This is a genomic window from Bradyrhizobium sp. CCBAU 051011 (assembly GCF_009930815.1).
Lineage (GTDB): Bacteria > Pseudomonadota > Alphaproteobacteria > Rhizobiales > Xanthobacteraceae > Bradyrhizobium.
The window spans coordinates 5,387,563-5,411,815 of the sequence record NZ_CP022222.1 but is presented as its reverse complement, the minus strand read 5'-3'; the positions used below and the strand labels follow the sequence as shown (position 1 = coordinate 5,411,815).

At 57.7% G+C, this 24,253-nt stretch carries 21 protein-coding genes, 1 tRNA gene and 1 pseudogene; 15 read left to right on the top strand and 8 right to left on the bottom strand.

Features of this window, described 5'->3' with window-relative positions; translation table 11 throughout:
* Positions 1–116 precede the first annotated feature (116 nt).
* The 5 genes from ACH79_RS25230 to ACH79_RS25210 all read left to right on the top strand — a co-directional run bounded on the left by ACH79_RS25230 (position 117) and on the right by ACH79_RS25210 (position 3,955).
* Positions 117–656, top strand: a complete 540-nt coding sequence (locus tag ACH79_RS25230) for a TetR/AcrR family transcriptional regulator (protein ID WP_161853399.1) — start codon at positions 117–119, stop codon at positions 654–656.
* Between the two features lie 102 nt (positions 657–758).
* On the top strand, positions 759–1,055 hold the full coding sequence (locus ACH79_RS25225; RefSeq protein ID WP_161853398.1) for a putative quinol monooxygenase: 297 nt from the start codon (positions 759–761) through the stop codon (positions 1,053–1,055).
* A gap of 291 nt (positions 1,056–1,346) precedes the next feature.
* A complete protein-coding gene (gene yghU, locus ACH79_RS25220; RefSeq protein WP_161853397.1) occupies positions 1,347–2,186 on the top strand; it encodes a glutathione-dependent disulfide-bond oxidoreductase in 840 nt (279 codons plus the stop codon).
* A 436-nt stretch (positions 2,187–2,622) separates the two neighbouring features.
* Positions 2,623–3,381, top strand: coding sequence for an isocitrate lyase/phosphoenolpyruvate mutase family protein (locus ACH79_RS25215; RefSeq protein ID WP_161853396.1), 759 nt, complete (start codon positions 2,623–2,625; stop codon positions 3,379–3,381).
* Positions 3,382–3,448: 67 nt separating this feature from the next.
* Complete coding sequence (locus tag ACH79_RS25210; RefSeq protein ID WP_161853395.1) at positions 3,449–3,955, top strand: DUF1993 family protein; 507 nt, start codon at positions 3,449–3,451, stop codon at positions 3,953–3,955.
* Positions 3,956–4,352: 397 nt separating this feature from the next.
* Here the strand turns inward: ACH79_RS25210 and ACH79_RS25205 are convergent, their stop codons facing one another.
* Entirely contained in the window at positions 4,353–5,285 is a 933-nt protein-coding gene (locus ACH79_RS25205; protein WP_161853394.1) for a Ku protein, read from the bottom strand.
* Positions 5,286–5,477: 192 nt separating this feature from the next.
* Here ACH79_RS25205 and ACH79_RS25200 point away from each other — a divergent pair, with 192 nt between their 5' ends.
* On the top strand, positions 5,478–5,834 hold the full coding sequence (locus tag ACH79_RS25200) for a hypothetical protein (RefSeq protein ID WP_246738106.1): 357 nt from the start codon (positions 5,478–5,480) through the stop codon (positions 5,832–5,834).
* A 473-nt stretch (positions 5,835–6,307) separates the two neighbouring features.
* On the opposite strand, the gene ACH79_RS25195 is transcribed toward ACH79_RS25200, so the two are convergent.
* Entirely contained in the window at positions 6,308–6,616 is a 309-nt protein-coding gene (locus ACH79_RS25195) for a hypothetical protein (protein ID WP_161853393.1), read from the bottom strand.
* A 156-nt stretch (positions 6,617–6,772) separates the two neighbouring features.
* On the opposite strand from ACH79_RS25195, the gene ACH79_RS25190 reads away from it, so the two are divergent.
* Positions 6,773–7,933, top strand: coding sequence for an IS30 family transposase (locus ACH79_RS25190; protein WP_161849302.1), 1,161 nt, complete (start codon positions 6,773–6,775; stop codon positions 7,931–7,933).
* A gap of 117 nt (positions 7,934–8,050) precedes the next feature.
* On the top strand, positions 8,051–9,490 hold the full coding sequence (locus tag ACH79_RS25185) for an IS1182 family transposase (RefSeq protein WP_161853392.1): 1,440 nt from the start codon (positions 8,051–8,053) through the stop codon (positions 9,488–9,490).
* Here ACH79_RS25185 and ACH79_RS25180 read toward each other — a convergent pair.
* A complete protein-coding gene (locus ACH79_RS25180) occupies positions 9,441–10,595 on the bottom strand; it encodes a fatty acid desaturase (protein WP_161853391.1) in 1,155 nt (384 codons plus the stop codon). The genes ACH79_RS25185 and ACH79_RS25180 overlap by 50 nt on opposite strands.
* Positions 10,596–11,048: 453 nt before the next feature.
* On the opposite strand from ACH79_RS25180, the gene ACH79_RS25175 reads away from it, so the two are divergent.
* Together ACH79_RS25175 and ACH79_RS25170 are read left to right on the top strand one after the other, a co-directional pair.
* Positions 11,049–12,095, top strand: coding sequence for an HWE histidine kinase domain-containing protein (locus tag ACH79_RS25175; RefSeq protein WP_161853390.1), 1,047 nt, complete (start codon positions 11,049–11,051; stop codon positions 12,093–12,095).
* The gene (locus ACH79_RS25170; protein WP_161853389.1) at positions 12,088–12,453 is read left to right on the top strand and encodes a response regulator; all 366 of its coding nucleotides are present in this window, start codon (positions 12,088–12,090) and stop codon (positions 12,451–12,453) included. The genes ACH79_RS25175 and ACH79_RS25170 overlap by 8 nt, the downstream gene beginning before the upstream one ends.
* A gap of 853 nt (positions 12,454–13,306) precedes the next feature.
* Here the strand turns inward: ACH79_RS25170 and bcsS are convergent.
* Together bcsS and ACH79_RS25160 are read right to left on the bottom strand one after the other, a co-directional pair.
* Positions 13,307–14,062: a cellulose biosynthesis protein BcsS gene (bcsS, locus tag ACH79_RS25165; RefSeq protein ID WP_161853388.1), complete on the bottom strand. Its 756-nt coding sequence runs from the start codon at positions 14,060–14,062 to the stop codon at positions 13,307–13,309.
* A 4-nt stretch (positions 14,063–14,066) separates the two neighbouring features.
* On the bottom strand, positions 14,067–16,118 hold the full coding sequence (locus ACH79_RS25160; RefSeq protein ID WP_161853387.1) for a glycosyltransferase family 2 protein: 2,052 nt from the start codon (positions 16,116–16,118) through the stop codon (positions 14,067–14,069).
* Positions 16,119–16,509: 391 nt separating this feature from the next.
* On the opposite strand from ACH79_RS25160, the gene ACH79_RS25155 reads away from it, so the two are divergent.
* From ACH79_RS25155 to ACH79_RS25145, 3 genes and pseudogenes are all read left to right on the top strand, one after another.
* A complete protein-coding gene (locus ACH79_RS25155; protein ID WP_161853386.1) occupies positions 16,510–17,508 on the top strand; it encodes a PAS domain S-box protein in 999 nt (332 codons plus the stop codon).
* A gap of 1,002 nt (positions 17,509–18,510) precedes the next feature.
* Positions 18,511–18,996, top strand: a pseudogene (locus tag ACH79_RS44150) (transposase); the annotation flags it as partial.
* 503 nt (positions 18,997–19,499) lie between these two features.
* Positions 19,500–21,020 carry an NAD(P)/FAD-dependent oxidoreductase gene (locus ACH79_RS25145; protein WP_161853385.1) on the top strand — a complete coding sequence of 507 codons (1,521 nt, stop codon included), beginning with the start codon at positions 19,500–19,502 and terminating at the stop codon, positions 21,018–21,020.
* Between the two features lie 855 nt (positions 21,021–21,875).
* Here the strand turns inward: ACH79_RS25145 and ACH79_RS44140 are convergent.
* Positions 21,876–22,028 (bottom strand): GYD domain-containing protein, encoded by a 153-nt coding sequence (locus tag ACH79_RS44140; protein ID WP_246738104.1) that lies wholly within the window; start codon positions 22,026–22,028, stop codon positions 21,876–21,878.
* Between the two features lie 239 nt (positions 22,029–22,267).
* Here ACH79_RS44140 and ACH79_RS25135 point away from each other — a divergent pair, with 239 nt between their 5' ends.
* Positions 22,268–22,423, top strand: coding sequence for a hypothetical protein (locus ACH79_RS25135; RefSeq protein ID WP_161853384.1), 156 nt, complete (start codon positions 22,268–22,270; stop codon positions 22,421–22,423).
* Here the strand turns inward: ACH79_RS25135 and ACH79_RS25130 are convergent.
* A tRNA-Glu gene (locus ACH79_RS25130) sits at positions 22,411–22,475 on the bottom strand. The two genes, ACH79_RS25135 and ACH79_RS25130, sit on opposite strands and share 13 nt — an antisense overlap.
* Positions 22,476–22,939: 464 nt before the next feature.
* Between ACH79_RS25130 and ACH79_RS25125 the strand changes: the two genes are divergently transcribed.
* Positions 22,940–23,200, top strand: coding sequence for a pyocin activator PrtN family protein (locus ACH79_RS25125; protein WP_161856547.1), 261 nt, complete (start codon positions 22,940–22,942; stop codon positions 23,198–23,200).
* Between the two features lie 242 nt (positions 23,201–23,442).
* Here ACH79_RS25125 and ACH79_RS25120 read toward each other — a convergent pair whose 3' ends face one another.
* Entirely contained in the window at positions 23,443–23,688 is a 246-nt protein-coding gene (locus tag ACH79_RS25120) for a hypothetical protein (protein WP_161853383.1), read from the bottom strand.
* Positions 23,689–24,253: the final 565 nt, after the last annotated feature.

Genomic DNA, 24,253 nt, shown 5'->3' with positions numbered 1-24,253 from the left:
ACAGGGTGTTTCCGGAATCATGACGCGAGTTATTCGCTTCCATTAGGTCTCACGAGACAAATTTCACTGGCCAATCGCGCTAAAGTAGTCTATCTATCGATAGACAGGAGAGCTTCGTGAGCGGAACGGCCGAACGTTTGATGGATCTCGCCGAAGCCCACATTCGAGATCGCGGGTACGCCGGTTTTAGTTTCCGCGACCTGGCGGCTGAGGTCGGAATCAAGAGCGCGAGTGTCCATCACCACTTCCCGACGAAGGCGAAAATGGCGGCGGCCGTGGCCCAGCGCTACGCGAAGCGATTCCTCGCGTCTGTCGAGGCAAAACCCGATGAGAGCCCTGAGGATGCGATCAGCGCCTATCGTGCAGCGGTCAGAAAGACGATCGAGCACGACGGGCGCATGTGCCTCTGCGGCATTCTTGGTGCCGAGGCCGGCGCGCTGACACCGGAGGTGACGGCCGAGGTGCAGTCGTTCTTCCGCCGCTGCATCGAGGATCTCGCCGGCCGCGTCGGAGGTCCTGGCGCGACCGCGCGGGCTCACCACGTCATCGCCACACTGGAGGGCGGGATGATTCTTGCTCGTGCCTATGGCGACATCGGCGCCTTCGATCAGGCGACATCCGCGCTGAGCTCATCCATAATCAAACCGACCTCCTAAAGTAAAAGCAATGCGGCGAAAACTGATTGGGTGAAGGACCTTGCGGCGCGCGAAACCGGTGTGGGTTGCAGGCAAGACGGCGAAGCCGGGAGGATCGAATAAATGAGTTATATTGTTGTGGCGCGCTGGGTGGCAAGAAAGGAATATCAAAGCGAAATCGAGAACATTCTGCAGGAGTTCGTACCGCATTGCCGTGCCGAGCCCGGCTGCCGAAGCTTCATTGCGCACCAGTCTGTCGAGCGGCCGAACGAGTTTCTCTTGTACGAACACTATGGTGAGGAAAAGGACTTCGCCGATCACCAGGCGACACCGCATTTCAAAGAGCTGGTCCTCCAACGCGCGGTGCCATTGCTCGAGAGCAGAGAACGTGTGCCGTACAGGATCTTGGTTGATGGGTAGCCGTCGGGCGTCGCCAAGTGACGGATCGAGGAGCCGGCGGCTTTGATGCCCACCGGACGCGAACAGGCCATTTTGTATTTTCTTCTGCAAAATGTTCAAGAATGTTGATTGTGCGAACAGCCTTGGCAGCCACACATGGTGTGATCGCGGCCTTGCTGCTCACGGAGAAGACGACGAAAGCGTGAGCCGGGTCTTATGATCGCACGCGGCATAGTTCGATCAGCGCCGAAACGTTGCCGCTGCCCGGCGCGCTAGAATCCTGCGTTGCGCGAGAATTAGACGGAGCGGCCGATGAGTGCTGACAACTACACCCCACCCAAAGTTTGGACAAACAAAGTCAGCGGCGGGGTTTTTGCCTCGATCAATCGTCCCGTCGCCGGTGCGACACATGAAAGAGATCTGCCGGTTGGTCGGCATCCATTGCAACTCTACTCGCAAGGCACCTGGAACGGCATCAAGGTCACGGTCCTACTGGAAGAGCTCCTTGCGGTCGGCGAGACCGGGGCAGAATACGACGCCTGGCTGATCGACATCATGAAGGGCGACCAGTTCGGATCGGGCTTTGTCGAAGTCAATCCGAACTCGAAGATCCCGGCGCTGGTCGACCGCAGTATCGAGAAGCCCGTCCACCTGTTCGAGTCGGGCGCGATCCTGCTGTATCTTGCCGAGAAATTCGGACGCTTTTTGCCCGACGACACGCGGGGTCGATCTGAAACCCTGAACTGGCTCATCTGGCAAATGGGAAGTGCGCCTTATCTTGGCGGCGGCTTCGCTCACTTTTACCGATACGCGCCTGTCAAGATTGAGTACGCCATCGACCGCTACACCATGGAAGTAAAGCGCCAACTCGACGTGCTCAATCGCCGTCTCGCAGACCGCATCTTCATTAGCGGAAATGAATACACGATTGCCGATATCGCCATCTTCCCCTGGTACGGAGCGCTGGTCCTCGGCTGGGCCAACGACGTGCGCGAATTCCTGAGCACGCACGAGTATCCAAACGTAGAACGTTGGGCAGCGGCGATCGCGAAACGTACGGCTGTCCAGCGCGGGCGGCTCGTGAACCGCAAGGAGAATGACTGGCCAGGCTCGTTGCAGGAGCGTCACGACGCCAGCGATTTCGACCGTTAGCACGCCCAGGCGCCCCTGCTCTTCGCGAGCGCAGGCCAAGCCTGTGCGGATAGTCATCACCGGCGACGAGCGCCTCAACGAACCAAGGTCCCTTCGTCTGCGCGGACAATGAGCCAGGAGGTGACACCCTATGCGACACGCGTGGAGGCGTGGTCCTCGAGGACCGCACCGGCGGTTTCGTGAAAGCTTCACCGCAGGTGCGTAATCGGTCGATTGTCTCGCTCAAGGCCGGCGGATCTGGAAGACCGGCCACGGGGCTGCTCTATCAGTAGATAGAGATTGACAGCGGCACCGTCCGCCCGTAACCATCACACTAGCAATCTATCGATAGATAGCCAAGCACCCGGCATGGTTCGGTAAAGGCGAATCCGGTGTGCCACGGCGCATGAGGCGCGCCGCCTGCGCGTGTTCGCGAGTCTAGGACAGGAGAACCACAGTGAACCAAGCAAAGAAAGCCAAGGAGTTTGCCGCCCTTCACGTCAAAGGGAATCCGGTAATTCTGTACAATGCCTGGGATGCGGGCAGCGCCAAAGCGATCGTCGAGGCAGGAGCGAAGTCGATCGCGACGAGCAGCTGGTCTGTCGCGGCCGCGCAAGGATACGATGACGGCGAAGATCTTCCGATCGCGATTGCCGAACAGGTCGCCAGCAAGATCGCTTCAAGCGTCAATGTGCCAGTCACCGTGGACTTCGAAGGCGGCTACAGCGACGACGATCACAAGCTCGCATCCAATATCTCGAAGCTTCTCGACCTAGGCGTAATCGGCATCAACTTCGAGGACCGCGTAGTGAAGGGCAAAGGCCTTTACGACATCGACCGGCAGGCCAAGCGCATCGCCGCAATTCGTCGCGCGGCCGAGCACAAGAGCATCCCGTTCTTCATCAACGCTCGAACCGACGTCTTCCTCGGGAACAGCGCCGATGTCGAAGAGGCCCTGCAGCGGGAGAGGGCCTATGCGGCCGCCGGCGCGTCCGGCTTCTTCATTCCCGGCCTGACGGACGCCGATCAGATCAAGCGGATCGCGAGCGAAGCGACGCTGCCGGTCAATGTCATGGTGATGGAAGGCGTGCCGTCTAATGACAAACTAGCGAGGCTGGGCGTCGCTCGTGTGAGCTACGGGCCGATTCCGTATGCCGAGGCAATGGAAGCGCTGCAGAAGAAGGCGGCCAAAGTCTTTCATCGCGATACGCGGTAAGGAAAACCCACGCGACGCGGCTTGCACCACGGTCGTGGAGGCCCACAATTCAGGAGAGGATCAGACGATGTATTATGAAGCGATATCGCAATGCACGCAGTCCTTGAAGCTTGTCGAGGGCTGGCTCAATAAAACCATAGCTTTCGCCGAAGCGAAAAACGTGGATGTCGACTCCATATTGAATGGCCGACTGGCGCCGGACATGAAGCCGCTGATCTATCAGGTCCAGAGCGCTTGCGACTACGTTAAGGCCGGGGCCGCCTGGCTGTCGGGACAGAGGCCGCCCGAGCACGAAGACAATGAGAAGACGGTGGAAGAGCTGCGCGCGCGCATCCGCAAGACGGTCGACTTCGCTCAAAGCGTTCCTCAAGAGCAGTATCAGGGCGCGGCAGGCCGGAAAGTCAGCCTGTCGTGGGCGCCCGGAAAGGTCCTGGGCGGCAAGGACTACCTGCTGCAGATGACGATTCCGAATGTCTACTTCCACATTGTGATGGTGTACGCGATCCTTCGCAACAGCGGCGTCGACGTCGGCAAGATGGACTTTCTTGGAGCGGTCAATTTCGTCGATGCCTAAGCCTGGGGACCGGCTGTCCGTGAGGACGATGCAGCGGCCGCCGAGCGGTCGAGGCGTGAGCGGTCCTCGAACTGGCCAAGATCGGGGCGATGCTCGAATCTCGACGCGGAATGCCGAATACGCCTGGACGCGTGCATCGAGGCTGAGCCTCGATTGAGGCCGCCAGGATTGGGCAGCACCCATGCGGGGCGCCTCCGAAAGCCATCGGGCGTCGGGCGACGAACGACTGCCGTGATGCCGCAGCCAGAGGCGAGCAGCCGACGTTCGTCCTTGGGCTCGGGGCTGCCATCAGCTGACCGACGAGATCGGCTCACTTCACCTCGTCGAGACCGGGATTCGCCATCCGCCATAGCCTGACGCGGACGACGAAGCAACGCCAGTCTGGCTTCACGACACGCTAGGCTGACTTCCGCTGCGGTCTGGCCGCCGGCTTCTTGGCCGCGGCCTCCTTGGCCGGTTTCTTGCCGGCGATCGGCATTAGCATTTCCTTCTGGCCGGGCGCCGCCTTGCGCGCCTTCTTGGCTGGCTTCTTCGGCGTCTCTGTCGATGCCGCCGCGCCTCCTCCGATGCTCTTGCGCAGCGCGTCCATCAGGTCGACCACGTTCTCACCGCGCGGACGCGCTTTCGTGGTGATGGGTTTGCCGGCGCGCTTCTGGTTGATGAGATCGATGAGGGCGGTTTCATACTGGTCTTCAAACTTATCCGGCTCGAAGTGACCCGCCTTTTGATTGACGATGTGCTTGGCGAGGTCGAGCATGTCCTTGGTGACTTTGACATCCTGGATATCGTCGAAATACTCATCCGCGGAGCGGACTTCGTAGGGATAACGCAGCAGCGTCCCCATCAGCCCCTTGTCGAGCGGCTCCAGCGCGATGATGTGCTCGCGATTGGTCAGCACCACACGACCGATTGCGACCTTGTTCATCTCGCGGATAGTCTCGCGGATGACAGCGAAGGCGTCGTGCCCGACCTTGCCATCGGGACGCAGGTAATAGGGGCGGATGAGATATCGCGGATCGATCTCGCTCCGGTCGACGAACTCGTCGATCTCGATAGTTCGCGTCGATTCCAGCGCCACGTTCTCAAGCTCCTCCTTGGTCACCTCGATGAAGGTGTCGGTGTCGACTTTGTAGCCCTTGACGATGTCCTCGTTGGCGACCTCCTCGCCGGTGTCGGCATCGACTTTGGCGTACTTGATGCGATGGCCGGTCTTCCGGTTGAGCTGATTGAAGGAGACTTTTTCGGATTCCGACGTGGCCGGATAGAGCGCTACTGGACAGGTGACGAGGGAAAGACGCAGGAAGCCTTTCCAGTTAGCGCGGGGTGCCATGACGGGGGGAACTCCAATACTGATGCTGGATTCAAGACGAATGGCCCGGCTTGGTTCCGACACCGCGCCCCTTCCAATAGGATGATTTTTTCGCGGCACGGGCGGGAGCGGACTCGACTTTTGTTCTCTTTATGTTCTAATCCGGAATGACCGACCTACCCGCGAGCTGGCGCATGCCGACCCCAAAAGCAGATGGAAAAGCTGGCCGCTGAAGCCGTCCGTAGGCCGGGCCCCTCCGCTGCGGCTCCGGATGCGCCCCTCCCGGCCGAATACTGGGAATCGGTCCTCAAAGACCCTCGCGCCGGCGCGACCGGGGACCAGATACGGCTGAGACGTCTTTCGGAATTTCAGCACCACGTGCTGCGCATCTCCTGCCGCCGCTGCGAGCGGACCGTGGAAATCCGGACCGCCGATGCAGTCCGATTGTATGGCGGCAACGCGTGGCCAATCGCGCCCGACGAAAGGGTGCAGGTCTATCGCGGCAAGGAACTTGTCGGCGAGATCACGAGCGATGTCAGAGAAGGTGGCACCTCCAGAAGGGCGGCCTAGAAAAAAATCGCGCAGGTGAGCCGAACGCCCCATTACGCGTCACAAAAGATGGCATAGCGCTTGCTACTTGTTCCCTGCCGGAATTTCAGTGTCCGACCTCGGGAATGCCAACGCCGCACCAGCAATCATTGCCGCTGGGCGGCGTTTCCGTTTGGAACGCGGCTTGCCTCGTCACGTTGAACCGCGTCGGTCGCCGACCTCACCCGAGGAGCAAGCGACAGGCTGTGGCCGTTCGGTGGATAGCCCACCGGCGGCCCCAAGCGGTCATTCAGCCTCGATCAGCTTGGCCTGGTCAGCACGCAATGCATTCTCGATCGTCTCCAGCACAGGCCCCAGCTCGGCGCCGTTCGCGTTGTGCTTGATGAATTGGAACATGACCGGCCGGGCGTAACTTGAATCAGGTCGGCCGCACCAGCATTTCACCAAGCGGTCGGCAGGGGTCGCCGCTGGATAGCCCCCTCCGGCGGCCCCACTCACTCCGCCTCGATCATCTTGGCCTGGTCGGCCCGCAACGCATCCTCGATGGTCTGCAACACCGGTCCAAGCTCGGCGCCGTTGGCGTTCTGCTTGATGAGATCAATCACCCTGCGGAGGATCTGCCACTCATCGGCATCGAGGTTGCCCGGCGTTCGCTGTTCAACGCTGATGAAGACGTCGCGAGGCAATAGCCCGTAGGCGATCTGCGCCAGCTTGCCTGGATCAGTGACAGCCAGGCGTTGCAACACGCTCACCCCGTGCTCCTCCCAGACCACCGCGAGATCGGCCAGGAGGCGCGAGTTCATACCGCATGATTCGAGGTTCCCGTTTGGTCGCTTGAATCACGGCCAAACAGATGCCTTCAACCGGCAAAATCGGACAACCGGAGCTTCCGAGATTACCCGGTGGTCTCAACCGGTCGCCGCAACACTTTATCTTAGAGGGAAAAGATGGAGTGTGGGATGGAACGAAGGTTTCATAGAGGTTTTACTGCGGCAGAGAAGACGGAGTTATGGGATCGCTGGAAGCGTGGGGAGTCGCTGAAGGCGATTGGACGAGCTTTTGGTAAGCAATCATCGTCGATCTATTTTTTGGTAGCTCCGCATGGTGGAATTCGTCCTGCGGAGCGGCGTCGCTCCAGGCTGGCGTTGACGCTCGCGGAACGCGAGGTGATTTCCAGAGGCGTTACGGCACATCAATCAGCACGGTCGATCGCCAAACTGCTTGGCCGCTCACCCTCGACGGTGAGCCGGGAAATGAGTCGCAATGGCGGCTATGATCGCTACCGAGCGACACTTGCGGACGAGAACGCCTGGGCGCGATCTCGTCGTCCAAAATGTTGTAAGTTAGCGACCAATCCGCGGCTTCGGCAGGCGGTGGCAGGGAAGCTCAGATTGGATTGGTCACCCGAGCAGATAGCCGGCTGGCTGAAGAGAACGCATCCTGAAGACGAGTGTAATCAGGTGTCACACGAGACCATCTATCGCAGCCTGTTTGTCCAAGCGCGCGGCGTGCTCAAGAAAGAGCTGCTTAGCCATCTTCGATCGAAGCGCTTGATGCGTCGCTCCAGGCCGGTTGACCCGAATGGCGATAAACGGGGGCATATCAAGGATATCGTCTCAATCCGTCAGCGACCGGCGGCGGTTGAAGATCGGGCGGTGCCTGGTCATTGGGAAGGCGATCTCCTGTCCGGGCCGAACAACACCTACATCGCGACCTTGGTCGAGCGTCATACCCGTTACGTGATGTTGGCCAAGGTGGCAGGCAAGGACACCCAGACAGTGGTCTCCGCGCTCATCAAGCAGGCGAAGAAGCTACCAAAGGAGCTATATAAATCCCTGACCTGGGACCGGGGCAAGGAACTTACGGATCATCGTCGCTTTACGTTGGCGAGCAAAATCGACGTCTATTTTTGCGATCCGCAAAGCCCGTGGCAGCGCGGGTCGAACGAGAACACCAATGGCCTGCTGCGACAATACTTCCCGAAGGGCACCGACTTGTCGGTGCACTCGCAAGCCCATCTGAACAAAGTGGCTCGTCAGCTAAACGAACGACCACGTGAGACCTTGCAATTTGAAACACCAGCAGAGAGATTTAACGCCTGTGTTGCGTCGACCGGTTGAGCCGGCACCCCGTAACCGGACATCCGGCAGACGTGCCAAAATCGACGCGAATGACCCTGGCTGTGTGAAAACGCTGTGCCGCTGGTATGATTCCCTCGTGATTCTGCGGGGGAATTGATGAGGCGCTTCGTTGAAGAGGCGGATCGTGGGCAATGGACGCTGTTGCCCGAATGCCTCGATGATTTCATTGACGAGAGTAATCCTGTTCGGGTGATCGATGTGTTTGTCGGTGCGCTCGACTTGGCCGAGATGAGCTTCGAGGGGGTTGAGCCAGCGGCAACTGGTCGACCGTCGTACCATCCCTCGGTTCTGCTGAAGCTGTACATCTATGGCTATCTGAACCGAGTGCAGTCGAGCCGGCGGCTGGAGCGCGAGGCCGGACGCAATGTCGAGGTCATGTGGCTATTGGGCCGGCTCGCTCCCGATCACAAGACGATCGCGGACTTCCGCAAAGACAATGGCCTGGCATTGCGCAAGGTATGTGCTCGCTTCGTCGAACTCTGCCGTGAGATGGGCCTTCTCGCGACGGCGAGCGTCGCCATCGATGGCAGTAAGTTCAAGGCCGTGAACAACCGGGACAAGAACTTCACACGGGCGAAAGTGGAGCGGCGGCGCGCCCAGCTGGAGGAGAGCGTCGCGCGCTATTTGAGCCAACTTGATACCGCCGATCGACAGGAACCGACGGAGGCGCTGGCGGAGAAAGTAACAAGGCTCACCGAGAAACTGACGAAGCTGAAGGCGGAAATGGGCAAGCTTGCCGTCTACGAGAAGCAGATGCTCGCGTCGCCCGACCAGCAAATCTCACTGACCGATCCCGACAGCCGATCGATGGCGACGAGCGGCCGTGGTTCCGGCGTTGTCGGCTACAATGTGCAGGTCGCCGTGGATACCGAGCACCATCTGATTGTGACGCATGAGGTCACGAACAGCGGCTCAGATCGGGCTCAACTGGCCAAAATGGCCAAGCAGGCGAAGGCTGTTCTTAAGACCGAGACGCTTGAGGCCGTTGCCGATCGCGGCTACTTCAGCAGCCTGGAGATCCTCGCGTGCCACGAGGCCGGCATCACTGTAACTCTGCCCAAGCCGCAGACCTCGGGCGCCAAGTCAGATGGCCGCTTCGGCAAGCAGGACTTTGTCTATTTGCCAGAGGAGGACGCCTATCGCTGTCCAGCTGGGGAGCAACTGCCATATCGCTTTACGAGCGAGGAAGACGGCAAGCGGCTACGGCGCTACCGGACCACAGCCTGTCAAGATTGTTCGCTTAAATCGCAGTGCACGACAGGACCAGAGCGGCGGATTCCACGATGGGAGCATGAGCATCTGCTCGAGGCCGTGCAGCAGCGCCTTGATGCAAATCCACAAGCCATGCGCCAGCGTCGGGAGACGGTCGAGCATCCGTTCGGCACGATGAAGGCCCGCATGGGGGCGACACACTTCCTTACCAAAACGCTTCCAAAAGTAGCCGCCGAGATGGCGCTCTCGATCCTGGCCTACAATCTGACACGGGTCATGAACATCGTCGGGACCAAGCCGCTGATGGCTGCGATCGTGGCCTGAGACCGAGCCGATTCTTGCTTCTCACCGGCTTCCCTGGGAAGGGTGTTTTTACACGGCCAAGACCCAACTTAGACATGTAGAGCATCTGAGGCTGCCGATCTACGGACTTTGCCGCCTCTTCAAACGAAATGAGCCGCTGCCCCATCTCGTCCCACAAAGCCATTCGGACGCACCGAAAACTTTGAAACACCGTGATTCGACCGACGGCAGCCAGCTCCGGATGATCCCACAGTACCTCGGGTAGCCGATAGCAAGGGATCCGACTGCATAGGTGATGAACGTGGTGAACGCCAATGTTTGCCGTGAACCAACGGAAAATTGCGGGCAAGTGATAATGAGAGCTGCCATGAAGGGCAGCGTCGTGAAAACTCCAAAGCTCTTCATTGGACCAGGAGGTGTCTTCGAATTGGTGTTGAACAAAGAACAGCCACACACCAATCGACGCCGCCAGGACCATGATCGGAAGGTGTATAAGCAGGAATGGCCCAAAGCCGACCAGCCAGATCATCGCGGCCACCAGAATTGCAATGGCCGTGTTCGTGCTCATAGCACTTAGCCATGGCATCCAGCCGCCTCGCATCATCCCTATCGGCAGGCGATGCTGCAAGATGAACATATACGAGGGACCGACGCCGAACATCACAATCGGATGCCGGTACAGCCGATAAAGGATCTGACCCCATCGAGGCCGTGACCGAAACTCATGCACGGTCAACGTGTCAATGTCGCCGATCCCCCTACGATCGAGATTGCCTGAACTTGCGTGATGGCGTGCATGACTTCGTCGCCAGAGATCGTACGGAGTCAGGGTCACGACACCGATGGCTCGGCCGACCCAATCGTTTGCAAGGCGGCCGAAGAAGAACGACCCGTGGCCGCAGTCGTGCTGGATCATGAAGAGGCGGACGAGAAATCCCGCCGCCGGTACCACGAGCAGCAGGCCAATCCAATAGCCATGATCTAGAGCCACCCACATCAGAGCCCAAATGACAATGAAGGGCACAACCGTGATCACCAGTTCGAACACTCCGCGCGCGCTGTTCGGCTCGCTATAACGGGCGAGCAGGTGCATCAACGCACGGGTTTCTGGTGACCTTAAAACCATCTCTATATTTCGCCCTCCAGAAGCGGACGGCTGCGCGATCGTGGCCGCCACAATGAATAGCACTGAGCGAGGAGGCATACTGAGCAGAATTGCTCATACGTGATTGGTTTTAGCGGGTGCTGCAGCTAACAATGTCTGTTCATTGAAGGTAAGTCGGAGATGCCTGATAAGCCGGAATACTTCTGGTTTTTGACCCCCAAAGCAGACTTGAGGTCGGCGAGTATCTTGAACCGCCCCCGCCAGCTTCACCCGGTCAGCGTTTACGCTTGCGAAGGCCCATCGCGCCCCGACAATCTTTGGAACTCTCGCAAGCACAGCGCGTTTTGAACGAACGCCCCTGCGCACCATGGCTCGCCCCCCAGCCACTAGCGCAAGGATAGGCCCTTCTCGGAAATTATGGTTCTTGCACTTTCATTCGCCATTTAAGGGGGCCAGAAACCGATCGCGCTTGTAATGTGGAAATTGAAGAGCAAATCCGAAAAGCAAAAGGCGGCCGAGGCCGACGTTGCAAATTATCGGAAGGAGCGTGGCCCGTTTGTCGTCGCCGCTGACACAACGCGAATGGCGATGGTGTTCACAGATGCGAACGACCCTGACAATCCGATCATCTTTGCCAATGACAGCTTTCTGACTTTATCAGGATACGACCGAGAAGAGGTGCTTGGTCAGAGCTTCAATTTTCTGATGGCCCGCGGTGCCGATCCGAAGGCGCTGGCGCTAATCGAAGCCGCGTTCGCAAAGAGTACCGACCACTCATCGGAGATTAGCTACCGCCGCAAGGACGGCAGCGTGTTCTGCGCCGCTGTCTTTATCAACCCCGTTCGCGATCAGAACGGCTATGTTGTAGAACATTTTGCGTCATTCGTGGATATCACTCACCAGAAGCAAGAGACCGCTCACTCCGCGATGATGATCGACGAGTTGAACCATCGGGTGAAAAATACCCTTTCAACGGTGCAGTCGATTGTCTGGCAGGCTTTGCGAAAAAATGCCGTTCCCGAGGCGGTACGCGAGTCTATCGAGTCTCGTCTCTTTGCTCTCTCCCGGTCACACGACTTGCTAACTCGCGAGAACTGGGAAGGCGCGGGGCTGCTGGACCTTGTCAATGAGGCGTTAGCGCCGTTCGGCGTCGCGGACGGGCGGACGGAGCGCATTGTAATAACGGGTAACAATGTCCGTCTCCCGCCAAAGGCGACCTTGGCCCTTGGTATTGCACTCCACGAACTCGCAACAAATGCCGTAAAGTACGGTGCATTTTCAAATGATGCGGGATCAATCCTGATCGAGTGGATGACAACCAAAGGCAATCGGCTAATTCTGCATTGGCTGGAGAAGGGTGGACCACCCGTTACACTACCAACCCGGAAGGGCTTTGGCTCTCGCGTGATCGAGCGCGGCCTACCACATGAATTGGAAGGGACCGTGAACCTCGAATACCCGGTGGACGGCGTAAGTTGTACGATCAACATTCCTGCTCCAGGAGGTGTTGGCGATGAATAACTTACTATCTGGCCGCCGCATCCTTGTTGTCGAGGATGAAATGATGATCCTGATGCTGATTGAAGACATGCTGTCCGATCTCGGATGCGAGGCCGTCACCACCGCCGCAACAGTCCCGCAGGCGCTAAAGCTGATAGGCGCGCAAGTCTTCGATGCCGCCATGCTCGATTTGAATTTGGACGGCGACAAGACAAATTCGGTGGCCGACGCGCTCTCAGCACGAGACGTGCCATTCATTTTCTCAACAGGCTACAGCGGTCGGGATATGAGAGACGGCTACCGCGACCGCCCACTGCTGATTAAACCGTTTAGTTTTGAGAAATTGGCCGAGATCTTTACGCAGCTACTCCCCAGATAGATCGGTCCTTACCTGCTCCGCCTACGGCGCTCGCCACCAAATGCTATTGTGAGCAAAACTGACCAGAATCTCGCAACGACAGGCGTATGGTAGTTAGATCACCGCCCCGTCACGGCATCTATCGGTGACTGAGAGTATTGCCCTCCCGCCTAATCAAGGGAAACGCCAATGCTAAACCATCCCACCCCCTCGTTCTTCCATGGCAAACCCACTAGCGAGCGTCCGTTCTGTGCGGATTGCGAGTCTCCGATGATCCTTTCGCATCTTGAACCGGATAGGCCCGGCTTCGATTTGCGCACGTACGCCTGCCTTATGTGTAACGCGACTGAAAGCATCGTCGTCGCCAATTCATGACCCGCGAGCATGCGCCCTCCCCGCGCAACATATAGGAGGCTGCCATGCCGAGCACAGGGTCAGTTGCGGGCACTTTTCGGACCTGACAGGCCGGACTGACGATGTCCGTTCTTGAAGTGATTGTGTTGCAAAAGTCGTTTTACAGGGGTGGTCAAAAATTCCGAGGGCTGCAGGCACGGTTTTCGTGTAAAGATCTGAGGGACCTCATCGCCTCACGCTAAACTCACAGGCGACGTCGGTAATGCAATTGAGCTTATCCGAATCGCCATCGCTTCGCTTTTTAGATTCTCGCGAAAAATTCTTAGGGCTGCAACTTTCGACTTTTGCAACACATTCGAAGTTAAAGCCGACTTCCCCTTTGCGCGTCCGAACTTCTCAGTTTGACCCATTGCAGACCTTCGCAGCGTCTCCACTATATCCTTCGAAGGACCCGAACTGAAAGCGCATCCAGGGGTGTTTAGGCCGTGTCTGGCCACGGTGCCTGTAGCACGTCGGAAAATCAGAAATTGGTCTGAAGATTAAGGCCAGTATAGAAGCCACTTCCGTACGTCGAGTCGCGAACAAAACCCAGCGACACACCAGACTGCATACCAAAGACGTTGAAGCCTGTTATGTGGCCTCCGATCCGGATCTGGTCATAAGTCCAGCTGCCCGAGAAGGCCGCTTCGGGTCCAATGAACAGGTTTTTTCCGATGGCGACGCCTGTCTTGCCCTGCACATAGAAGAACTCCGACCCCGTGTTGTAGTGCGCCTGGGCGTAAAGCATCGTGTTGCTGGTCGGATTGCCGTAAACTGAGGACAGGGCTTTGATGCCGAACAGCGTGGTATTGGACGGCCCCAGACCAGGTGCTGCGTATAGATGGGCGTTCACCATCGATGGACCTGCGGCAAGAAGCCATGACCAGCCATTTGAGATGAACTGATATCCGACTAAGCCGTCGAGTGTGGTGTCCAGGCCGATGCGTTTCGTGCCCGAATCCATGAAGCTATAGCGCCGAGCAGACGCGATTCCTTGCACACGCCAGCCTTGCTCCCACAGATTTCCAAAAGGAGAGTAAGTCCCGGTCAAGTCTGTATAGAAAGCTCCGTAAGAAGCGAAATCGCTGGTGCTTTGGAGCGACCATCGAGGCGGTTCTTCTGCGCTGGCGCTCGCGAGGTTCATCGAGACCAGCGCAGCCAGGGCTACGAGCCAATTGACCGCGACGGTCTCAAGCAGAGACTTCTCGCAACGCATCTTGGTCGCGGGCCGAATCATTTGATCACGTTGTCGCCGACGCCACTCTGGTTGAAATACGCCCGCCAAAGCCTGCTGTGATGTCCACGATGGCCTCTCGCCACCCAATCAGGCGTAGGAAGCCATAGAGAAAGAAGCCCGCATTGATCGAGCAGAAGCCGAAGAACAACAGGTTGCCCGACCACAGGTTCGCCCCGGCAGAAAAGATGGCAGTCGCCGTGAGGGCACACAGCGCAAGCAGATGAGATGCTGGCGCGGCTGTTCGGCCTTCGATCTTGGGTGTGCGTGCAAACGGGCTCTTGCGGCCCGTGACCACCTGCTCCAGCGAACGATAGACGCCGGCAAGATTAACGGGAACAAGCAGCAGTGTAAGCGCATAGACCCGCAACAGATCACGCCATTTGTAGCCCGTCCTCGTTAGGTCTTGACCATACAGCAAATAATACGGAGCGGCTGCGACGGGAAACCAAATGCTGGAGAACTCGCTGCCGAAGGGGATAACCAACAACAGCAGCAACCCCACATTCGCCAAGGCTGGCGATAGCAGATAGTGTGACCTAATGATCGTCTCAAGTGTACCGGCCCGGGGTGACTGCTTTCCAGACCAAAGTTCGATCAGACGCGGGAAAATAATTAGCCCGCCGTTCGCCCAGCGGCGGCGCTGGATTACGAGAGCGCCGAAATCCGACGGGGTCGCGCTGAATGCCAGACGCTCCGGATGGTTGTGCAAACGCCAACCGCATGCCGCAAGATCAATGGTCGATCCGGTATCCTCAATGAGGGTTTTATCCCGGATGAAGATCGGGATCGCATTACCGCGCTCCTCTGTCATCGTTTTGATCTCGTCTAGGGCTTCGCGGCGGAGAACCGCGTTCGCTCCAACCCAGAACGTGGCATTGTAGGCTGTGAAGCCCTGATGGACCAGATACTGGATATCGGTGGTGGCGCCCGCCACCCGTTCCAGCACTGTCGGCGCATCGGGGTAAGCCGAATAGGGCGTCTGCGCGATCGCTATGCGCCGGTCGGCTTCCATGATTGAGACGAGCTTGCGGACGTAGTCGGGAAGAATGATGCTGTCGGCATCGATAGTTATGATGTAATCGGCATTGGGAACCGTGACCTCTGCCTCGGCTGCGGGCGTTTCCACTAACAGCGAAGCGCCATTCGCAGATTTCGAAATGCGGAATGTCCGTCCGATCAGCCCGATATAGCTGTTAAGGTTCATTGCCTTGTTGGGCGCATGCGAGAGATTGGCAAATTGCTTGCGCTCGAACACGTCAATGGGCACAGCGAACAGTTTCGAGAGACGTCCGTACTCCAACTGCAGTCTCGCCGCATCGATGCTCTTCCCGTTCCGAAGTTGCGCCGCCGTGCCGCGGTGCTCTCGAACTAAACGCTCAATGACTTCGCGCGCAAACAGCTCATCGGCGTGGGCGAAGGCTGGTTGCGAAAGTTCAGCGTATCGTCTTCCAAGGTCTTCAACCACTGCCGCGGCATCGTCGAAGAGAGCTCCGATGACCCGTTGTTCGCGTAAGATATTCACTGTTCCCGACGAGGTGCGTTCCAAATAGTCGCGCCCCGAGATACGAAACCGATCTGCCGCTGCGGCGAAAATCTTGTTCAGTTCGTCTACAAGGTCGCGCGTTGCCGAAAGCGTAATCAGATCGTCTCCGACACAGAGCGGCGGGTCGTCGAGAAGCAAGGTGATGCTGCGATTAGGAAATTCCGACAGTGCTGCGGACATGATCGTTTGCATCACGACAGGAACTTGTTCCTTATAGGATGGCACGAGGATCCTCACCGTCGGGCTGCCATCGTCTTCATAGAACGATTGAAGTTGGGAATTATCGGAGCCGTTGGAATGACGCTTAAGCTGGCCTATTCGCGTCAACTGGTAGACGACGTTTCCATAGAACAGGCTGAGCAAAGCAATGCTGAAGATAATGACGAGTGCGATCTTCTGCACTGAACTGTCGCCCGAGCCCAACTCGATGCTCGAGAATACACTGGCGAATCCGAGCACAAGCGCAACCATACTCGCGGCGACGGCGCCGCGCGTCAGCAAAATGTCTATCATTGAGAGCCGAGCCTAGTAGGTGTGATGCCAAGTTTTCCCGATTGCGTAAAGTTAGGAAGTTTGACGCAAGTGAGGCTGGATTCGGGACTTCACATGACTCTCGACGGCTGAGGTATCTCAGTGCCCACGGCTCAGCCTCAAAAGTGCGTCGCGGCTGTTGATGGTGGCCACTTCCGTCGACTCTTTATGCGATGAGCGAGCCGAACGATGTCGGCTGTTGGCACCTTTGAGACATGCCGGCAGGTGCAGATCATGTCTGCTTACCGGAGAAGACCGGAAGTGATCGGCGCACGGTTAAAGTGACGCGATTGACCAGCAAGAGACATCAAATTTCATCCACAGACCATTGTAGGTGCTATAAGGTTGTCATCAAGTGGACCGTCGGGGGCCGATGACGCAGAAACACGACGTGGGAATTGCGCGCGCACAGCAAATCGAAGCGGCACTTCGCGAGAGCGAGCAACGATTGCGTTGGCTGGCTTCCATTGTTGAATCTAGCGACGACGCGATAGTTAGCAAGAATCTGGATGGCGTTATTACAAGCTGGAACAGCGGTGCTGAGCGCATCTTTGGCTACTCTGCCAGCGAGGCCATTGGTCAGCCCATTACACTTGTGATCCCTCAGGATCGGCAAGGCGAAGAACGTGAGATTTTAACGCGCATCCGACGAGGGGAGCGCGTCGACCATTTTGAGACCATTCGGCAACGCAAGAACGGCGTAATGATCGTCGTGTCGCTGACCGTTTCTCCTGTCAAAGATGAAGACGGAAGAATCGTCGGCGCATCAAAGATTGCGAGAGATATTACTGAGCAGAAGAAAAATCAGGAGCTGATCGTGACTCTGGCACGGGAGGCCGAACACCGCAGCAAGAACTTGCTCGCGAACGCGTTGGCAACTGTAAATCTTTCTCAGTCGAGCTCGCCAGAAGGTCTCAAAGAGATAATCGCTGGACGCATCCAGGCACTTGCTAATGTTTGCTCGCTTTTCGCGGCAACGCGTTGGATCGGTGCGGAGATATCGGAGATTGCGACACAGGAACTAGCTCCTTATTTCGATGGAAAGCGAACGTTGATAGATGGTCCACAAACCATGCTAGCGCCAGATGCCGCTCAGGCAGTTGCGGTAACGTTGCATGAACTAGCGACCAACGCCGCGAAATACGGTGCTTTGTCCGCGCCCGGCGGCCAAGTCCGCTTGGAATGGTCACACGTAGCTGACGGTCGATTGCGACTGCGCTGGACGGAGACGGGCGGACCAGTCGCGCACAAACCTACGCGAAAGGGACTTGGTAGCCGTATCATCGAACAAATGATCGTCCAGCAAAAGGGGGAAGTTCGGTTTGACTGGCGCAAAGACGGGCTTGTTTGCGAAATCAAGGTGCCGTTATGAGGATGTCCGTTGTTGGCCGATACTGTTGCAAAAGTCGAAAGTTGCAGGGCTCAAGCTTTTTCGCGAAAACACTAAACAGCGAGCGATCGCTGATTCGTATGACCTCAATCGCGTTACCGAAGTCGCCTGTGAATTTTGCGTGAGGCCGTGAGGTCCCTCACATCTTGTACACGAAAGTCGCGCCCACGGCCCGCAGAATTTTGGTCATCGGCGAAAATCGAGTTCTGCAACACAATCGGCCCCTTTGAGACATGGCGACCGACCCTGACGATGTCCGCTTCCAAGGGGATACTGTTGCAAAAGTCGAAAGTTGCTGGGCTCAAGATTTCTCGCGAAAACACTAAGCAGCGAGCGATTGCTCAGTCGCATGACCTCAATCGCGTTACCGAAGTCGCCTGTGAATTTGCGTGAGGCCGTGAGGTCCCTCACATCTTGTACACGAAAGTCGCGCCCGCGGCCCGCGGAATTTTGGTCATCGGCGAAAATCGACTTTTGCAACACAATCAAGGGAGGACCGGAAGTAGACGGCCAACGGTCAAAGTGACGCGATTGACCCACCCCGGACATCCGACCGCTTGCACAACGCGAGCCGCTCTGCAGGCAATAGTTGGCAAACGTAGCTTCAGGTGCCGCCGGCGATTGAGCCGAGCGCCTGCCACATATCGGCTGCCTCCCTCGACACGCCGAGGTTTCGTCAATCCGTCTATGCTCTGAAGCAACGACTCCGTCCGTGTTGCCAGGACCCAAGACCGAGTACCCGCACGCCGACTGTTTTTAGGATGCTGCTACGGGGTTGCTTGCAGACAAGCGCGGCAACGACGGAGCATGCTATGATTACAACTCTTAGTCGGCGGACATCGATTTTCTTGGTCCTATCTCTCCTATCTCCGACACCAACCGTTCTGCGGGCCGCGGTGACGGTCGACGCCGACCAGGATCGAGAGCCATAGGCCTGATGATCATCGCTATCAGATCGTTGACCCGCGCGCTCTCGGCCGCCGCACTCTGCCCAAGCCGCAGACGTCGGGTGCCAAGTCAGATGGGCGCTTCGGCAAGCAGGACTTCATCTATTTACCGGAGGAGGACGCCTATCGCTGTCCCGCTGGCGAGCGGCTGCTATATCGCTTTACGGGCGAGGAAGATGGTAAGCGGATTAGGCGCTACTGAACCACAGCCTGTCAGAACTGCTCGCTCAAATCCCAGTGCACGACGGGGCCAGAGCGGCGGATTCCGCGATGGGAGCATGAGCATCTGCTCGAAGCTGTGCAGCAGCGCCTTGATGCAAATCCACAAGCCATGCGCCAGCGCCGAGAGACAGTCGAGCATCCGTTCGGCACGATGAAGGCCCGCATGGGGGCGACGCACTTCCTGACCAAAACGCTTCCGAAAGTAGCCGCCGAAATGGCACTCTCGGTTCTGGCCTATAATCTGACACGCGCGATGAATATCATTGGAATCAGGCCACTGATCGCTGCGATCGTGGCCTGAAACACACCCGTTCCGGCCCTCTGGATAGCTTATCTCCGAAACCGTTTTTACACGGCCAAGACCCGGAACAGAAGTCGCAGACCAACACGGTCGGAACATCTGCGCGCTCCGGCAGTCAGATGGACTCATCGAGAACATCGGACTAATCTTTCGGCGTCGACTGTAGTCGAAGGCCCTCGGCATAGGGACTTGGCATGGACTACTTCCTTTGGCTTGGAAGCGCCTTTGGTGCCATCCTGGGGATGCTGCACGGCATCTACCTTTACCGACAGCAGGCAGTGTGCGCTTTGGCCAACGGTACGACAGGCGGCAGAGCCATCGGACTCTATTATGGTCTTTGGGCCTTCGCCCTCTGGACTCTCTTTGGGGCCTGGGTCCTTGCCCTCTGGGTCCTTGGTTCGATCGCCTACCTGGTTGCTCGATTGGTCCCAGGGCGGCGCACGGCGCGATAGACCACGGCCGGCTCGTCAGCGGACACCGAGCCAGGAGTAGGACACCAGCACGTGGACCTGAGGGGCGTACAGCACGTTGGAATCATCGGGGCGGGAGTTGCCGGACTCGCCACCGCGAAGACCCTTCAGGCTGAAGGGCTCGACTGCACCATCTTCGAACGCGCCGAACGGTTGGGCGGGGTCTGGGCGGACGGTTATTCGAACTTTGGTGTCCAGGTCCAAAAGGAGCTCTACCAATTCCCGGACTGGCCGCTGCCCGAGGGCACTCCAAATTTCACGCCGGGTCCCATCTTCCAAAAATACCTGGAGGACTATGCCGATCGATTCCAGATCCGCTCGCACATTCGCCTCGGGGCACAGGTGATGGCGCTGACCCCACGATCCGACGGTACGCCGGGCTGGACCGTCTCCATAGAGGAGAGTGGTGGGCTGCATCACGAAGACTTCGACCTCGTGGTGATTGCAACCGGTCTCTATTCCAATGTTCCCAACTTGCCCGATATCCCCGGTCAGCAGGAATTCGAGGGCGAGGTCCTGCATATCTCGCAGGTGAAGACCCGCGCGCCGCTCGACAGCAAACGCGTAGCCGTGCTCGGCTACGGCAAGAGCGCCACGGATGCAGCTTTGGAAGCGGCGGCAGTGGCCGACGACGTTCACATTGTTCTTCGCGAACCGCACTGGCCGGTGCCGCGCAACCTCGCCGGAATCCTGCCTTTCAAATGGGGCATGCTGAGCCGATTCACCGGTGCACTGGCCCCGCCCTACGTGCGTCCGACACCGGTGGTGCGTTGGCTGCATGGTCTGGGTAAGCCGCTCGTGTGGAGCTTTTGGCGGCTCGTGGAATGCCTTCTCTTTATCCAGTGGGGTCTCGGGACCAGGATCGCGAACGGTAAGAACCTGGTGCCACTAAAGCCCGTGGACGTAGACTGTTTTGGCGAAGCCACCATGTTGCCCCGCCCCGAGCTGTACAGGCTGATCCGCCAGGGCCGTATTGTGGCGCACCGCACCGAGATCGCTGCCTTTACCCGCGATGGCATCGCCCTGCGAGATGGCGACACGCTCAGGGTTAACTGCGTGGTCCTCGGTACCGGCTGGAACAGCGATTACAGTTTTCTTTCCAACGAAGCACGGGAAACCCTCGGTACGGACGCGGACGGCTTCTATCTCTACCGTCACATGCTGCATCCCGACCTGCCGAACCTGATTTTCATCGGTCGCACGTCGACCTTTCTCAACATTCTCACCTATTGCCTGCAAGCGCGCTGGTTGGCTGAGCTGATCGCTGGGCGCTTTGGCCTTCCTGGCCGGGAAGCCATGTTGGCGGAGATCGCGCAACTGAGGGTCTGGAAGCGAGGGTGGATGCCCTTCAGCGCCGCCCGCGGCGCCCGTCTTCAATTGCACATGCTGTATTACCACGATGAGCTTCTCCGCGACTTCGGCGCCAACCCCCTGCGCAAGCGCGGCATCTTTGCACCGCTGAAGGAACTGTTCGCGCCCTATCAGCCGAGCGACTATCAGGCGATCGTGGCGGGTGATTGGGACGATGGTCGCGCAAGCCGACGAAGCGAGTGAATAAAGCTTGCCCACTTCCGCTTCTGGCACAAAACACACATCGTCGCCGCATCGTTGAACGTCCGCTTTCAGGGGCAAAGCAGATATCTCAGCTAGCGGGCTTCCGATGATCGTTTGTTCCTGCAACGTCCTAAGCGACACCGATGTGCGAACTGTCGCCAAGACTGCGACGCGCCGAACCACCAGCTATGTCTACAGCTGCCTTGGCTGCAGAGCTCGGTGCGGTCGCTGCGCCCGCACCGTCCGAGAAATCATGGACGAGGTATTTGACAGAGCGAAAGTCGGTCGTGCGGATGGCGGCGCCGTACTCGCTGCGCCCGCGGACAAGCAGCCCTAGGCTTCAATGGTACCGCCATCCAGTGGCCCCGAATGAGAGGGGCAATCACTGCGCGCGGCAAGGTTATCGAATGACCGGGCACTTCCGTTCATGGCACTTTTCGGAAGTGGTGGTCCCGAAGCGTGATGTCCGCAGTTAGGGGAAGACCGGAAGTAGTCGGCCGACGACCAAGATGACGCGATTGACCCAGAGCCGAAGTTAGGTCCCGCTGGTTATTAGAGCGATCCCTCCCGCTCACGCCCCCTTCAGAAATGCTTCGAGGCGCTCGTTGGGTATTCCATCGTCGTTGCTGTCGGTTTTTTGCGTTTTACAGGTTTTGAGCCAACTCGACCGGGACCCCGTAATAGTCGGCTCCGGCCGATCTGAACCTCTTAGAAAGCTCACCCGCCTGGCCGAAAGCCTTCACTGTATCCTCGGCCGAGAGTGCCACGGTCGTAGTTATGTCTGACAGGCTTCCGCCAGCTGCTGCGGCAAGTACAGCCGAACTAGGGTACGCTCATCGGGTGCCTCGGCTATTATCAGCCAATCGTACCGTCCCAGCGTGAGGTACCTAGACGACCGCCGGCGGCGGCGAGCATCTCGGCGATCGCTTCGGAACGGTTTTCCGGCTTCGCCGTCATTGCGCGGATCGCCGTCGCAGTATAGCGCCCTTGCGAAATGTAGATCGTCATATTGCTCTCCCGTCCAACGTGCTTCGGGCCCCTCGCTCATCGTTACAGACCAAAGCAGTCATAGCAATTCGGATACCTCTGCAGCCGATCGGCGTAGAAACTCAGCCACTGCTTCGGGGCGATCAATATCTATTGGACACGATCACGGGCCAAATCTGGCAACTCACAAAATTCGGCAATGCGCCTCAAGTTGCGCACCCCATAAAAGGGGAATTTCAATTATCGGCGGATCGAGAGTTTTGCCTGATTTCAAAGGACAACTAATTCGCTGGAAAATACCCGGAAAATCGAATTATCGCGCCGAAGCCAATGCGACTGCTTACGCGGCGCTTACCCAGCTTTGGACCGAAACTCGCGAAATTCCAGAAGTGCTTGAAATCATTGGCGCTCCCTAGGGGAATCGAACCCCTGTTTCAGCCTTGAGAGGGCCAAGTCGATCCGCTCGATGATCATCCTGAAAAGAGTTCGGCGATAGAGACCTATAGATGTCAATCCCGACTCGTCTGCACGAGCAGGCGTGACCGCACCAGTTTCGCACCAGAAACGACCCAACCGAAGCGCAACGTACGCGATCGGATTGGGACAAAAAGACAGCAACATCAACGAAGCCGATCGTTATCCCGCCGCTCATAACGTTCTGGCTGCAGGTTCGAGTCCTGCCGGGCTTAGAACGGAAGAGTGGCTCTTTCAGCTCACCTGACAACCTCATGATGCTATTGCCGCCGCACGAGCCGGGCCTCCCTTTATTACGCTAGGAAAGCCAAATACCGCCCCCAACGGAAAAGGATCTGCCAAGGCGGAGAGTTTTCTAGTTTGATGCCGGCTGCCGAGCAGTTAAGGCCAATGTTCGATTGCCCGCGCACAAGATGTGAAAGCACTGCTTGGCCCTGGTCAAAATGGAAAGTGGCTCAATGAACACTGCGTTTCTTTTGATGGCTCAGTATGGAGGTAAGGCCATCATCCCGATCGAGGACGTCTGTCGGGATTATTTTTCACACCTAAATCCGACCAAGCTGGTGCAGAAGGTCAGCGCAGGTGAAATAGTAATTCCTCTAGTCCGAATGGAAACAAGCCAGAAATGTGCAAAGGGCGTCCATCTTCTGGATCTAGCCAAATATCTGGACGCTCGAGTTGAGGCCGCCAGAAAAGAAATGATGGATTTAACGACCTAGGCGCCACTCCAGCCCCCCGCCTTTATCAGCGCGACCTAGACAGAGTTGCCACCAACATGACGGGCGCTCTGATCAAGGAGCACGCTTAGCTCCGAGCAAGATCGCATCACCTCCAAGCTGCTTGCCATTGGCGGCATGGCTCCGTGTCAATCTCGTCACGGATATTCTCCAGCTTGGCAACAAGCCATGTCCAGTTATCGCTCCGACGGATCGTGGTTCGCTCACCTGCAACGCGCGATGGTTTACCGCCGTTTACCTTCTTCGAAGCGCGCAGTATCAATTTTGCAATTGTGGTGTACTCTGTATTTATGCACGTCGAGGGTCGACTTGCATTGAACCAATCTTGGGATTGCGGAGGGCAACGTGGCTAAGAAAGCGAAGAAAGCGAAGAAGGCGAAGAAGGCGACCGGCAAGAAGAAAAAGAAGTAGCCGTCGCCGACACGCAGTACCTTCTGAGACACATCAAGGCGCGTGCGCGGCTTTGCCATTGGCCAGCCGATGTTGCCGCGGCTTGATGTGGTTCAGTGACGCCAGATCTAAGCCGGACCACGATGCACATGTGTGCTGAGCGGTCCGGCTTTTCGTTCAGCAAGTGTCGGACTGTGATCGCTCGAATAGCGTCAAAAGCCTGCGAACGAATGAATTCCCCTATTGCAGACTATTCAACATCACCGCCGGGAGTGGAGGTAGTGCAGCGGTAGCAATCGAGCAAAAACAGGACGCGCACCGAAAGCGCGCCAGGCAAATACGAAATGGAAGCGATAGCGCCGCCATGCTTTGCATGCAGCGACGGAGCCGCATCAGCAGCTGCCGGGCGGATAGCATATTACCCTGCCCTGCGCTGCAGCCGCTCAACAAACGCAGGAGCGCGAAATCGCTTGCTCATCGAAGCTCCGAACTAGCGGCGGTACTTCATTTGGTACGACATGACCAATCGAGACATGGCTTAAGTGCTGACTGCGCTTTCGTTTTTTGAGATGTCCCGGTCCAATCCATCATGGGTGCAATGCAAAATTTGTGACCTAACATATTGATATTATTTCACTTTATCGT

What these genes read in the sequence shown, in the direction of transcription:
- ACH79_RS25205 (WP_161853394.1), bottom strand. Translation starts at nt 5,285, where the DNA reads ATGGCACCCCGCGCTAACTGGAAAGGCTTCCTGCGTCTTTCCCTCGTC.
- ACH79_RS25190 (WP_161849302.1), top strand. Translation starts at nt 6,773, where the DNA reads ATGGAACGAAGGTTTCATAGAGGTTTTACTGCGGCAGAGAAGACGGAG.
- ACH79_RS25170 (WP_161853389.1), top strand. Translation starts at nt 12,088, where the DNA reads ATGAATAACTTACTATCTGGCCGCCGCATCCTTGTTGTCGAGGATGAA.
- ACH79_RS25120 (WP_161853383.1), bottom strand. Translation starts at nt 23,688, where the DNA reads ATGGCAAAGCCGCGCACGCGCCTTGATGTGTCTCAGAAGGTACTGCGT.
- ACH79_RS25195 (WP_161853393.1), bottom strand. Translation starts at nt 6,616, where the DNA reads ATGAACTCGCGCCTCCTGGCCGATCTCGCGGTGGTCTGGGAGGAGCAC.
- bcsS (WP_161853388.1), bottom strand. Translation starts at nt 14,062, where the DNA reads ATGATTCGGCCCGCGACCAAGATGCGTTGCGAGAAGTCTCTGCTTGAG.
- ACH79_RS25125 (WP_161856547.1), top strand. Translation starts at nt 22,940, where the DNA reads ATGAACACTGCGTTTCTTTTGATGGCTCAGTATGGAGGTAAGGCCATC.
- ACH79_RS25155 (WP_161853386.1), top strand. Translation starts at nt 16,510, where the DNA reads ATGACGCAGAAACACGACGTGGGAATTGCGCGCGCACAGCAAATCGAA.
- yghU (WP_161853397.1), top strand. Translation starts at nt 1,347, where the DNA reads ATGAGTGCTGACAACTACACCCCACCCAAAGTTTGGACAAACAAAGTC.
- ACH79_RS25200 (WP_246738106.1), top strand. Translation starts at nt 5,478, where the DNA reads ATGGAAAAGCTGGCCGCTGAAGCCGTCCGTAGGCCGGGCCCCTCCGCT.
- ACH79_RS25175 (WP_161853390.1), top strand. Translation starts at nt 11,049, where the DNA reads ATGTGGAAATTGAAGAGCAAATCCGAAAAGCAAAAGGCGGCCGAGGCC.
- ACH79_RS25180 (WP_161853391.1), bottom strand. Translation starts at nt 10,595, where the DNA reads ATGGTTTTAAGGTCACCAGAAACCCGTGCGTTGATGCACCTGCTCGCC.
- ACH79_RS25210 (WP_161853395.1), top strand. Translation starts at nt 3,449, where the DNA reads ATGTATTATGAAGCGATATCGCAATGCACGCAGTCCTTGAAGCTTGTC.
- ACH79_RS44140 (WP_246738104.1), bottom strand. Translation starts at nt 22,028, where the DNA reads ATGACGATCTACATTTCGCAAGGGCGCTATACTGCGACGGCGATCCGC.
- ACH79_RS25225 (WP_161853398.1), top strand. Translation starts at nt 759, where the DNA reads ATGAGTTATATTGTTGTGGCGCGCTGGGTGGCAAGAAAGGAATATCAA.
- ACH79_RS25160 (WP_161853387.1), bottom strand. Translation starts at nt 16,118, where the DNA reads ATGATAGACATTTTGCTGACGCGCGGCGCCGTCGCCGCGAGTATGGTT.
- ACH79_RS25185 (WP_161853392.1), top strand. Translation starts at nt 8,051, where the DNA reads ATGAGGCGCTTCGTTGAAGAGGCGGATCGTGGGCAATGGACGCTGTTG.